A 12193-nucleotide genomic window follows, 5' to 3' on the forward strand; every position below is an offset into this window, starting at 1 on the left:
ATGCGGGTTTCATTAGCATTAGCTTCGGCTCTGTTAATTTCGCTAGCTCATTCAGTTAAAGCGGATACTCAGGAAGAACCTTCTCTGCCATCTGCAGGAAGTGGAAATTTCTATAAGGGGAAGGCAGAAGGCTGGTTTTGGTACAAAGATCCCCCTGAGGAGATTCCTGAGGAGCCTTTAAAGCCTCCCCCCCCTCCTCCTCCTGCCCCAGCTCCTGAGAAAGAACCGGAAAAACAAGAACCTCCTGCGCCAAAAGGTCCGGAGGTTTTCAGCGTGGCGTGGATTAAGAAAAACCTCCCTGTCTATCGTGATCGAGCAATTGATAATCCGACCGACGCTAACGTTCAGGCTTATTATTACTTGCAGCGCGTCATGATGGACAAAGCCTCACAGTTCTCTGAAGCATCGTCGAGAGTAATCATGAAGGATCCATTCCTGGATGAGGATAGTCGTCGTCCAGTTGCGACTTACGCAGCAAATGCTCTAAATCGAGAAGTTACATCAAATAAAGACAAGGTTCTTCGAAGTCTTGGAAACAAGGTTGGGCTATTTTTCTTTTTTAAATCAAACTGCATTCTCTGCGCTGAACAAGCCAGTGTCTTGCAATCACTGACAACATCCACTGGAATAAATATTATCCCAGTCTCTGTGGATGGTAAGCCTTTAGATAACAACGCTTTTCCTGATTATCGTATTGACGATGGCCAGTCTAAAAAACTCGAAGTGTTTCAAACCCCGGCTTTAGCGCTTGCAATTCCTCCAAACAAGACTGAAATAGTCGGCTATGGTGCAATTACGCTTGACGTATTGTTTAATCGAATTTTAATTGCTGCGCGCGATACAGGTCTTATTGATAAGAAGACGTTTGACAGTACACAACCATTCTTCGATAACGGACTGTTATCCCTAGATGATAACGACGGCATTGACGAAGATCTTCTGAGCAATCCTGAGAAATTCGTTGAAGCAATGAAAAAGAAATTGGCACGCAAAGCTATTGATGGGGAGCCTCACAATGAGACTGAAGAGTAATACCTTAATCCTTGCTGCGCTATTGGGTTTAGCGCCGCTTGGTGCGCACGCGGATATACAGTCTCAACTCGACTCAATGTTTGATTCGATGTCGAACGTTACCGACGCCGGTGCTTATGAGACAGCTACACGAGGCGTCATCACCGGGGGTTCCTTACGAGTTCGCAATAAGATCTCAACCACACCCATTGTCTCCTTCAGACCACCGTCATTTCAGGCTGGGTGTGGCGGGATCGATATGTTCGCGGGGTCTTTCTCGTTTATCAACGCACAACAATTCGTTCAATCGCTCCGATCTGTTGCGTCTAACGCCGTTGGCGTTGCATCTGGCTACGCATTCAAGCTTGCACTGAATGCTATGGGCCCTACAGTTCATAACGTTATTCAGAATCTCCAAGAGGTTATGCAGGACATTAACAGTTTGATGTCTAACTCCTGCCAACTCGCGCAAGGTTTGGTGACTGACGCGTTCAGTTCGTTCACCTCTAAGGAAACAATGCGCGCAGCCAACATCAACGTCACTTCGGGTGTGGGCGATGCGTTTGCTTCTCTTATGCCTGGGAGCCTGACTTCGAAATCTCCTAAAGAACAGCAAAATGATGCTGGGCATTTTAAGTCCTGCGAAGATATCGGCAACGTTCTCTGGTGCTCCATGGAACAGTATGGTGCAAGAAGTTTCTTCACATACGGTTCAAGGCAGACTGATGAAATGATCATGTCTTTTACGGGCACCGTAATTATCAAGTCCCTGACTGATTCCGAAGACGGTAAGGGAAAAGTCCCTGAGACCCAGTATTTCGGTCCGACGGGTATTACACTCCAAGATATTGTAGAGGGGAAAAAAGAAGAACAAGTCTCGATCTACGACTGTTCTGCAGATGAAGCTGCGTGCATGGAGATCAAGAGCCAGCAAATTGCATTCGATGGTCTTGCCGAAAAGATCGTTAAATCATTCAATGGCAATTCGAACTCTCCAGGTATCGTTTATAAGTGGGCAACCAATGTTGGTTCTTTCAATGCAGATGAAGTAGCTGTTATTAGCGCACTGCAGAAAGCTGGTTTCTCCGCAATGATTCAACGCATTGCTCAGCGAAGTGAGTCGATGGCTAAAGGATTTGTCGCCGCACACGCCAAAATGCTTGCTTTGGAAGGGGCTTATTCGCTCACATCCTCCTACATTAATACCGCTGAATCTGTGCTTCAACGGGGGAAAATGGTTGATCAATTAGGCGAGAAGAGTCGAGATTTTATTGTCGACGCACGTGATCGTTTAACCTCGGAACATCTGGCACTTCAAGCTAAATACGGTAACGATAATGACATGTATAAGGACTGGACTGTCCGCATGGAAGTTATACCGCCTCCGAACTTTATTGCGACTATGGGAAATCGCTCTGTGAGGGCTCAGTAATGGAGTTCACTATCTATTCGGTAGGTTCTGCCTCCTACCTTGAAGAGGTGTTGAATGCCGTGGCCATGATCTGCGGCACCGGTGATGTTGAGTCTTTGGCTAAAATTGGTTTTTTGATTGGCGCGCTTTTTCTTGGTTTCCAGGCTGTTTATAAGAATCAGGCGATTCCATTCCACCAGGTTGGCGTTTGCTTAATCCTCTATCTGGCAATGTATGGTCCTTCCGGACGCGCAATCATCGAAGACGTCTATGACGGCACCGTCACGGTCGTAGACAATGTTCCGTTGGGGCCGCTGATGGTTGGCTCGACCATCTCCAACGTCGGCTACAACATCACTCACCTGATGGAGCAGGCGTTCTCAACACCTTCGATGACAAATTATGGTTTTGCTGACCCAATCGAGACTCTTATGAGAGTTCGGTCGGTGACGGGCAACTTGATGTCGATACCTGCTTTTACAAACGGTGGTACCGTCAATCAGGACCTACTTTCATCCTGGTCCAATTACTTTCGCGAATGCACCCTCGCCGGCATGGGGGACGACATGACGGTTTATGCGAATGTCGCTCGTAGCAACGATCCAATGCAATCAGCGAAATTCTCCAGCAACGTCTATTACACACAAATTTTTGATGGCACCGCCGGCGGCCGGACGTTGAGCTGTTCAGATGCTCATAGCGCTTTGGTCTCTGCTACCAATTCGTCAGCTGACAACGTGATGGAGGAAGTGGCTACGGCCGGTTTCCAGCGTCCAGGCAAGGTTGTGAGTGGTGATGACGTCACCACACGGATCGGAGATGCTCTTTATGCATTGAACCTTTCCTCGATGGATGCCCGCGCGTTCACGATGGCTTCTATCCTTTACCCGATTTTCACTCAAGCACCTGGGCAAAAGGCGGTTGAGGATCTTCAGGGTAGTTATGCCGTGATGATGAGTCAGGCCCAAGCTCAGCAAAACACTCAGTGGGCAGCAGAAGGTACAATGTTCACGAAGTACGTTCGGCCCTTTATGACGTTCTTCGAAGGTTTGATCTATGCGATCACCCCCCTAATGGCGTTCTTAATTGCTATGGGAGGTTTTGGCATAAGCCTAATCGGTAAGTACATGATGCTGCTCGCATGGATGGTGCTGTGGATGCCTGCTCTGTCCATCGTGAATTTATATACTGTTTCCTCCACCGCGTCGGTGATGCAGGGGTTGTTGAATACCTCGTCATTTGACGTGGGCGGTGCGGCTGTATCTTTTGAGATGCTGAAGCAAATGCAGCCAGCCCTTGAGCAAGCTGTTGGCGTTGCAGGCCTGATGGCGTCATCAGTGCCAGCAATCTGCTTGTTTCTTGTTTCGGGAACCGCCATCGCTGCATCTGGTATCGCCGGGCGTATGAACGGTTCTGATCAGATCAACGAAAAAATTGCTTCTCCAGACGTCATCACGCCTGCAGCAGGGCTTCAGACGACGCCTTTCGCTACCAGTGATTACGACAAAGGTCTGCGTATTAATGGTTCAGAAAATCAACGCGGCGATATTTCAGTAGGCTCAATGATGAGCGAGGGGCTCTCCAGCACGCGCACTCGTGCCGAAGCTTCCGCTGAAAGTTTCTCGAAACAACTTACCAGCGCATACGGCCGTCAACTTGACAGTTCGAACAGCATCGGTGACCAGGCAGCAGTTGGCCGTGGTTTGCAGAGCTCCTTTGGTATGAATAGCGATGCTGGCTTTCAAGCCGGTATCGACCAGTTACGGCAGCAAGGGTACTCCTCGACTCAAATTGAGGCCGGCATTGCCAGTGTCGCTTTGCGTGGCGGTGCCTCTGGTACCGCGGGGCTAAGTGCTAAGGCCGAAGCACCAGGCGGAACTGGAGGGAGTGCTGGGGTGGGTGTTAGCGGTGGTGTGGATGCATCCAATACCAGTCAGTCGTCCAGATCTGACAACATGAACAGCTCAGAGAACGTTAACAATGCGGTAAAAGCCGTTCTTGGCGAGAGAATTGCCAACTCTTTGAATCGTACACAGGGTTATAACCTCGCTCAAAATTTTGACCATTCAGAGAGAGCTGGTGTCTCCAAATCAGATCAGGAGAGTCTTTCTAAATCAGCTCAGCAAACGCTATCCGATCAGAAGGCGTTCCAACAAGCTGAATCCTTTGTGCGGTCCGCCGGCTACAGTGAGAATTTTAAATTGGATTCCTGGGCAGGTAAGGTTGTTGGTGAGGGTCGCGATGGTGCTGTCGTTTCCGATGCGATGAACAAGTACGGTGAAGAGTTCCAGGAGCATCAGCGCCAATTGAGCAACACAATGCTTGATCCTCGTCGAGCTGACGCTGCTGCTGCTCTTATGACACTAGCTAAGCATGGTGATTTTTCGTCGCTTGACGGTCCAGCTGTTGATTACGATCGCTATGCAAATCTTCGAGCACCTGCCACCGGTAACCTCGAGGGAGAAACGCAGCGTGCTGGCCATTCTGTTGATACGTCCAGCTTCAATTCTTCATTCGCTGGAAGGAAAGATGCTGCGATCCATAATTCCAATCCTGGTGGTGAGTACCAGCGCATGCAGCCGGTGGTGGAAAACGACGCGCAGGTGTACGGCCAATCAGCTATGAAACCTGCAGCTGATCAGGCCGAGAGTCGCATTCGTGGCCTGGCCAAGGACGTGCATGACTTTGGGGAGTCCTCCGGCGGGGGGATTGCTGGTATCACCAACAACATTGGTAGCACACTTGGGATGCGAGGCAACAGGGAGGAATACCTTGAGGAAGGCCGTCACCTGGGGTTGAATGATGCGCAAGCTGAAGTCTTTGCGACTGCGCGTGTTGGTGGTTTCGGTGACAACTCCAAAGATCACTGGGACGCTTATGCGGATTCGGTTGGAATGGACCATGACTTGCGTGACGGCATGTACCAGCAACTGATTCAAGCTGGCTTGCACGATAACGGGTCAGGAGCACAGCTCGCGGATATTCGTACGTTAAACGATCGTGATTCGGTTACAGATCGCATGAGTTTGAGTATCCCGCGCTCGGGTCAGTAAAAGGCTCAGAGCGTGTCTAGTCCTGAAATAGGTTTACACCTGTTTCACCCTAACGCCCGATGCACCGCATCGGGCGTTTTGTATTTCAAGGACAGGTGCGGGCGTTCCTGGTTGTAGATCAAGACTGCCTCCCGCACCATCTGCTCCGCTTGTGCCAAGTCTGTCGGCCGGTGGAGCAAGAGTTCGTTTTTCAAGATGCCGTTAACCCGCTCTGCTTTGGCGTTTTGATAGCAATCGTAACCATCGGTCATCGAGCATGTGATGCCATGCTTGGCATGGAGCTTTTGATATAGCGCTGAGCAGTACTGCACACCTCGATCGGAGTGATGAACCAGTTTCTGGCGTGTTCGACGGGTCTTCAGCGCCATGCGCAAGGCTTGGGCTACCGAGTCGGCATGCAGGCTGCCATGCACGTGATAACCGACAATTTTCCTCGAGAAATCATCCGTCACCAAGCTCAGGTACACCGGATCATCCCGCTTGGTGGATAGGTACGTAATATCCGCCACCCAGACCTGTTCCGGACCGGAAGCGGCGACTTGCTGCGGGCCAGGTTTCAGCAGATTGGGATGGCATCGAAAGTGATGATGGCTGTCCGTCGTCTTGTGATAAGCCCGTTTCCTGCGAACCAACTGCCGATGCTCGCGCAAAACCTCAAATAAACGATCCCGGCCAACATGCAACTCTGGCTTATCAAGCTTCTCATGCATCAATGAGTGCAGTTTGCGTGTGCCCAGGCAGGGTTGGCGTACGCGGATCTCCTGCACAAACTGCATGAGCTTCTGATCCTGCTCGATCCGAGCTCGATAGACCCGATCACGCTTGTAAAAGGCTTGGCGACTGATTCCCATAAACTGGCAAGCCCTGCTGACACTCAGGGTTTGGGTTTGCGCAACGACTTGCCGGGCCGCTTTTTTACGACGGATACGCCGTAGTCGTTCTTCAGAACATCGACCACATCTTCGAAGAATTTGGCTTTCTGATTCGCCAGCGCCAACTGCTCCTCAAGCTCTTTAATTCTCTGCTCGGGAGTTAATGGCAAAGTGGGCTCATCCATCGGTCGGACCCTCTGGGAGCGAATGGAAGCGCCTTGGCTCCAGTCCTGACGACCATGTTTGCGTAACCAAACCAGCACCGTCGACCGGCCTTGAATCCCATAGCGCCGTTGAGCCTCTTTATAACTCAACTCGCCTTTTTCGACTTGGTCGACTACCGACAATTTAAAAGTCAGCGTGTAATCGCGCTGACTGCGTTTTACGCCCGTATTCATTTGCACCTTCCTGATGAGAAGCCAGAAGGTGTAAACCTTATTCAGGACGAGACAGCGCAGAAAAAAAAACCGGCCTAATGGCCGGTTTTTTTATTTGAGCTGTCTCATGGGCTCCGACATTTCATTCCCCTCAGTGATTACATAAGGGTTGTATTCCACCTGATGAGGCATTTGTGGTTCGTAAGTGCTCGATTTGTTTGTCGCTCCACTCATGAGGCCAATCAGGCTCGATAGCATGAAAATTACCGAGACGGCTAGCAACGCAAGAAATCCTACAGCTGCGCTAAATTTAGCGGTCAGAAGGCAGAAGCCAATCAAACTACCAACGACAAACAGTGGCACCTTTACCTCAGGCTCTCTTCCATGGGTCAGATGCAAGGCTCCCGACCCAACAGCGAAAATCAGTGCAAGGTAAGCATAGGCCTGCGCATTCATTGACATATCCTGGCTGGCGCCGGCGATGAGGCCACCGAATGAAAGCGCTACAGCAAGCAGATGCCGAAGAGTCCAACCCAGACCTGACTCACGCACTAGATGTTCAGCTTTCCAGAGTGGCTCGATTGCTGGAGACATCTTAGGGCGCTGCGCATACTCGGCCATCAAATCAACTACGTTTACGGCAAAGGCTGCATCATTCTGGCTTGGGGCAGCTTTTTCGGAGATCCGCTGGATTGCTTCGACTGCCTTAACGAATTCCTTCGGAGCCTGTTTGAGCACGGCGGCATTGAAGATGGCCAAGTCCACAGTTTCAGGTGGAAGGCCCATGAACCCTTCGATCAGTGATTCTGCTCGTTTCGTTTCGGCAGCGATGATTGCTTTCATGAAATTCTCCTTTCGACTTACTTAGATCCTACCCTACCCCGTTAAACTGCAACCCTACTGTCGCTGGTAAATCACGCCGCTCAACCGATACGTTGAGGGCACCTGGTCGTCGACCTCATGCTTCTCCTGGACAGGGGCTTGGCCACCCGCTGTTGGCATGTAGATATCCCGCTGCGGCCATACCTCGTCTCTCGCTTTAATGTCGCGTCGTTTTTCGCCTCTTGCTGCCTTGTTGAATGATTTCAGCTTGCTGAGCTTCATTTCAAGCTCGCCGGCGAGAACGAATACGGGAAGGTTCGCTTTGATGGTCGCGTCCCACCGCTCGCCTTTTTCACCAAACCAGATAATGCACCTTGGATGCGGAGCAACGCTTTTATGCTTGATCAGAACTTCGGTATCGGCAAGGTGATTGATCGCCCGTAGGTCGAGATACTCTGGAGTGTCATGGACAGGAATTTCTTCACTTGCTGCACGGGCTTCTGATTCGTTGATTAACTGAAGCCGAATCTTTGCCACCGAAATCTTTTCGTTCCCTGTGGTATGGCCAGCCCACGTGAACGAGATCCGCCGCGGAGCTCCGTCGAATGCGTGGAGTGTTCTCTGCAATTGCTTTGTGCTGAAACCCGGACCGAGCGCCCTGCGCATAATTCGCGGCCGCATCTCGGGTGTTAGATTTTGTGCGACTCGTACTGCCTCGATCGCGTCGAGCACTTTTTTCTTGGCTATGTTGATTTCCAGCGCGAGCGGCAAAACCGATTCGCTTAGTTGGAAATAACCTGGCAGTCGCATCACTGTTCCTGGTGCTTGGCCAAGATCTCGTTCGAACGTGCCAATTGCTTCCAGTGTCACCTCAATGATTTCGTCATCAGCAACCTCTGACACGTCAATGATGTCGGGGGTCCGTTGCTCCTGCAGCACAGGTAGGCGCCACACCTTGCCTCGGACAACAACCGATGGCCATGTCGCGTTGAAGCGAGTGACAGCTCTCACCAGCTGCTGGTAAGCCCGCTCTATGTCGTCGTACATACGGCAGCCTCCATGGGGTTTGCATAATTATACCACCCCTGCATAGTGGTGTGCCTTTTTCACCCCGACTTTCTCTGTACACCCCCACTCCCCCACTGGGGCTGCCCGCTTTACCTTCCTCTCTTCATCCTTTTGACCTTCCATTCACCTTCCATCGCGCGCTACGCGGGCCGATCAGGCACGGGGGTAGGGTCACCCCGTGCATGCCTGCGGTAGCGCCGGTCTATGGGGCTCAGAGTGAGGGTTTGGCGGTCTTTCAGAGTACGCAGAAGGGAAGGATTGGTGTTTAGAGCGTTTCTATAGTGCAGGGGTGGTATAGATTAAATGCGTCCTGGGAGTTTCTTCCTCTGGATGTACTGATTTTTCGATTGTCGACCGATTGTCGATTATGAAGAGAACCTTGGACTGGGCTGCTCGTACTGCATTGGCAGCGCCATGGTTGGCCTGGTTTGAGGTTTAATCGCGTTTTTGCCTGAGTTGGTTACCAAGCAACAATTCGCCATGTAGCCGAATATTGATGCCCGACATCACAGCATCAAGTTGGAGGCGACTTAATTTCGAGACGATCTGCAGTTGGAGCGGGTTTGGCTTGTGGTACCTGGTTAAATCATACATTCCACGGTCGACGGTTTTGCTGTTAATTAGTGCCCTACCGGGTATCTATAGTGCCCATGCTAATTAGCGGTGCTCCTGGATGGTCGGCTCCTTGTCTGTTTCCTGCCTTTTATCATTGCCTCTCTTCCTCATTGTTTTTACCTGGATCTGTCGGCTTAAAATGATGTTCGCCACGGCTCACCGATTGGCTGGCCAGCGATTGTGCAAGCCGGCCGGACCCATTTTTGCGGTCTATGATGTGGTCCGTGATTATGGCTGCCTGCCTCTCGTTGGACTGGCTGCCCTCCTTCTTTACGCTAAAGCCCTATTGACCACAGTTGCTTCGCTCTAGCCGCAGTATTCAATATTCTTGATCCATGAAGATGCTTTGGTTGTCATTCGATCACTCAGTCTGAGCTCGTTGAGGTTTTGGCATTACGTCCCCTAATCGCTCGTCTGCTTAAATCTATACAACATGTTTTATGCGGGCATTCGGTCTTGCGTATCTACGCTCTCCTGTAAATTTGTTCACTACGCACCGAATGTTTGGTGATCATGTTGCATAGCACCGCCTTACCTTGGAGCTGGGCCTGGCGCTGGGCTGGAGCTGAAATTTTCGGCGATGTACAGCTTGAGTAAGCCTTTCCGTCATTTCCTAGTGACTGTTTATCTGTGATTCGAGTAGCCGTGCTCTGTTTAGATTTGGGCAAGGTCTAGCGTTTATCAGCAGGAAAAGAATCTTTCGCTCTTCGCCCTGACCCCTACCTGCCCTACCCTGCATACGTAACAAATATTGAGGTGTTCCGTGACTGAGAAACTTGTAGATGGCTTTCATGTTTATGGTGCTTCTGCTTCGGCAAAATTTGAAATCGTAGCCAACCGTGGTGGTGTGTTCGTTCTTGCTGTCGACATCGCTGGTCGTGTTCCCTCAAGGGATTCATTTGATTGGGAGAACAAGATCGCTATCCAGGTGACCGATCGTGAGATGCCTCAGCTCATGTGCGCGGTACTCGGTATCACTCCGTCGTTTGATTTAAGAAATCATGGCCCGAAAAAAAACAAATCACTTTCCTTAGCTAACCAGTCTGATAAGGGCGTTTTGTACTTACGCGTGACTGAGGGTCAGGTTGGCCACAGTATTCCAATTTCTGCGGACAAAGTTTTTCACCTTGGTGTCATCGGCATGAAGGTTCTGTCCCTTCAGACGCGAGCTGACACCCAGACGTGCCTTCTTCTATTACGTGGTACAACTGGCCGGCTTCTTCATGGTCTGCAATAGCTTGTGCTTTTTACGTTTAAAAATTTGAAAAAAGACCCTTCGGGTTAAAAGCGGTTATAAAGCGGTTAAGAGCGGTTATAGGGCTCAAGAATATGGCTGAAGCCCTTGATTTATAAGGCTTTCAACGATTGTTCTCTTACCTCACTAAGAGGTTTTGATACCTGATCATGAGGTAAACGTACCTCACTATGAGGTAATCGTACCTGATCATGAGGTAAGCCTATTTTTAAGCCTCTTTCCGACTTTAAATATCGTCTGTAAGTCGTTGATATATAAGGTTATTTGTCCCTGTTAGTCTCTTTCTGATTTTGGAGTAAGGCCAACTGATTATGGGGTATGGTTTCTGACTATGGGGTAAGCTAACGTAAGCTATTGATTTATATGGCTTTTATGTTGATGGCTGCTGACACGAATTTCAGCGAAACGACAGCCTTTTTCCCACTGATTATGAGGTAAAAAGTTCAAGATCTTACTGGTCCTCCCCTCCCCTTTAAGCGCTATCTGCACCCTCCTGAGGGCCGCGTATAACGTGGCTTGCGTTCATTTTTGTGTGATTTCTAAACGTATCCCCTCCCCTGCCATAACGTACGAGGTGACGTTTCACTGTTTACCCCTTAATCAGTTTTTTCGTCTCGGCCTAGGTCTTTTTCGCTGTTACCCCTTAATCCGGTACCTACGCGGTGGATTAACGGTGGGTAGCTCGTGTTCTTCTTGATCCTGGCTTACGCCTTAATCAGGCTTTATGTTCTGTGAGCAAAAAAAAAACCCCGCTTATGCGGGGTCTGATGTCGTGTTCTTACGTCGCTTCACTACGACCTTGTCCTTGGCGTCGATTGATCCTTCCAAGAGAAATCCAGATCTTTTGAGCTCGTCGAGAGCTTCGCGAATCATTTGTCTTGCCTTGCCGATCGATGAGACTCTCGATCCGGCACTCTTTATGAGCGTTTCAACCTTAAGATCGTATGGCTCTGAGTGTGAGGCATAAAACCCGTGCATCCATTTGGCGAGGTTACCTTTTAGGGAAAGTCGTTGCTCCCACTCAATCCTGGTACTGTAAAAGCCACCGCCAAAAAGCTTAGCAATTTCAGGTTCTAGTTCTATCACCCAGCTTAGGTCCCTGCCGGTGTTGTCCTCTTCAAGGTCGTCGCTGTATTCGAATTTCCGAATTAGAGAAAGAACGACCCCGCGGCCCAGTCGCTCAGAATGAATTGCAACCGCGGTTGCTTTGAGCCTGGTCAGAATGTTTTTAAGCCGTTCGGTGTGTTTCTTACCGTATGGCATTTTCAGGTCTTTTTTCATCGCCAGCGGGCTGAAGCAGATCGGGTGGCCGAGTTCAGCTTCCCTGGCCAGGTGAACCACTTGGAACCAAACGTCTAAATCGTCTTGACGAAGCTCTTCGCCGCTGTAGATCAGTCTTGAGTTACCGTAGGACACGACCTCGATATTTTTCATCTGCTCACGAGGTGTGTTACGGTTCCTTGCCGTGAATAACGCGCTTCGTAATGCTTCGTTTGGAGCTTCCCTGACCTCCTCTCCCCAGGCCTTCAGACGTATTTCTGCTGTTTTCTGTGCTTCTTTTTGAACGGCAGCTGCTCTTTCTTTTGCTGCACGAAGACCATCCCCAGGCTTTCTTTTGGAAGAAGCAGTCTTTCCTTCGCTTGTTTCTTCGTTTTTGAAGAGATCAGGAGTTCTGGGCTCGTCTGGTTTCTCAGTGCTCACATTTGGAC

General features: G+C 50.0%; 9 protein-coding genes. 4 read left to right on the forward strand and 5 right to left on the reverse strand.

What is annotated here, in order from left to right; genetic code table 11:
- From traF to KW848_RS23850, 3 genes are read left to right on the forward strand one after another with little or no spacing between them, the layout of a single operon-like run.
- Entirely contained in the window at positions 1–1032 is a 1032-nt protein-coding gene (gene traF / locus KW848_RS23840; protein ID WP_218538240.1) for a conjugal transfer protein TraF, read from the forward strand.
- Positions 1016–2443, forward strand: coding sequence for a conjugal transfer protein TraH (locus tag KW848_RS23845; protein ID WP_010466363.1), 1428 nt, complete (start codon positions 1016–1018; stop codon positions 2441–2443). Before traF ends, KW848_RS23845 begins: the two co-directional genes overlap by 17 nt.
- A complete protein-coding gene (locus KW848_RS23850) occupies positions 2443–5475 on the forward strand; it encodes a conjugal transfer protein TraG N-terminal domain-containing protein (RefSeq protein WP_185710113.1) in 3033 nt (1010 codons plus the stop codon). Before KW848_RS23845 ends, KW848_RS23850 begins: the two co-directional genes overlap by 1 nt.
- Before the next feature lie 44 nt (positions 5476–5519).
- On the opposite strand, the gene KW848_RS23855 is transcribed toward KW848_RS23850, so the two are convergent.
- The 4 genes from KW848_RS23855 to KW848_RS23865 all read right to left on the reverse strand — a co-directional run bounded on the left by KW848_RS23855 (position 5520) and on the right by KW848_RS23865 (position 8593).
- The gene (locus tag KW848_RS23855) at positions 5520–6446 is read right to left on the reverse strand and encodes an IS3 family transposase (protein ID WP_309140083.1); all 927 of its coding nucleotides are present in this window, start codon (positions 6444–6446) and stop codon (positions 5520–5522) included.
- Positions 6350–6745 (reverse strand): helix-turn-helix domain-containing protein, encoded by a 396-nt coding sequence (locus KW848_RS31920; protein WP_256365260.1) that lies wholly within the window; start codon positions 6743–6745, stop codon positions 6350–6352. The genes KW848_RS23855 and KW848_RS31920 overlap by 97 nt, the downstream gene beginning before the upstream one ends.
- A gap of 90 nt (positions 6746–6835) precedes the next feature.
- Positions 6836–7567 carry a hypothetical protein gene (locus tag KW848_RS23860; protein ID WP_218538241.1) on the reverse strand — a complete coding sequence of 244 codons (732 nt, stop codon included), beginning with the start codon at positions 7565–7567 and terminating at the stop codon, positions 6836–6838.
- Positions 7568–7621: 54 nt separating this feature from the next.
- Positions 7622–8593 carry a DNA replication terminus site-binding protein gene (locus KW848_RS23865; protein ID WP_218538242.1) on the reverse strand — a complete coding sequence of 324 codons (972 nt, stop codon included), beginning with the start codon at positions 8591–8593 and terminating at the stop codon, positions 7622–7624.
- A 1399-nt stretch (positions 8594–9992) separates the two neighbouring features.
- On the opposite strand from KW848_RS23865, the gene KW848_RS23870 reads away from it, so the two are divergent.
- A complete protein-coding gene (locus KW848_RS23870) occupies positions 9993–10466 on the forward strand; it encodes a hypothetical protein (RefSeq protein WP_218538243.1) in 474 nt (157 codons plus the stop codon).
- A gap of 771 nt (positions 10467–11237) precedes the next feature.
- Here KW848_RS23870 and trfA read toward each other — a convergent pair.
- The gene (gene trfA / locus KW848_RS23875) at positions 11238–12185 is read right to left on the reverse strand and encodes a plasmid replication initiator TrfA (protein WP_158491256.1); all 948 of its coding nucleotides are present in this window, start codon (positions 12183–12185) and stop codon (positions 11238–11240) included.
- Positions 12186–12193 lie beyond the last annotated feature (8 nt).

The sequence above is a fragment of the Pseudomonas sp. PDM25 genome, assembly GCF_019219045.1.
Taxonomy (GTDB): Bacteria; Pseudomonadota; Gammaproteobacteria; order Pseudomonadales; family Pseudomonadaceae; genus Aquipseudomonas.

What these genes read in the sequence shown, in the direction of transcription:
- traF (WP_218538240.1), top strand. Translation starts at nt 1, where the DNA reads ATGCGGGTTTCATTAGCATTAGCTTCGGCTCTGTTAATTTCGCTAGCT.
- KW848_RS23845 (WP_010466363.1), top strand. Translation starts at nt 1,016, where the DNA reads ATGAGACTGAAGAGTAATACCTTAATCCTTGCTGCGCTATTGGGTTTA.
- KW848_RS23850 (WP_185710113.1), top strand. Translation starts at nt 2,443, where the DNA reads ATGGAGTTCACTATCTATTCGGTAGGTTCTGCCTCCTACCTTGAAGAG.
- KW848_RS31920 (WP_256365260.1), bottom strand. Translation starts at nt 6,745, where the DNA reads ATGAATACGGGCGTAAAACGCAGTCAGCGCGATTACACGCTGACTTTT.
- KW848_RS23860 (WP_218538241.1), bottom strand. Translation starts at nt 7,567, where the DNA reads ATGAAAGCAATCATCGCTGCCGAAACGAAACGAGCAGAATCACTGATC.
- KW848_RS23865 (WP_218538242.1), bottom strand. Translation starts at nt 8,593, where the DNA reads ATGTACGACGACATAGAGCGGGCTTACCAGCAGCTGGTGAGAGCTGTC.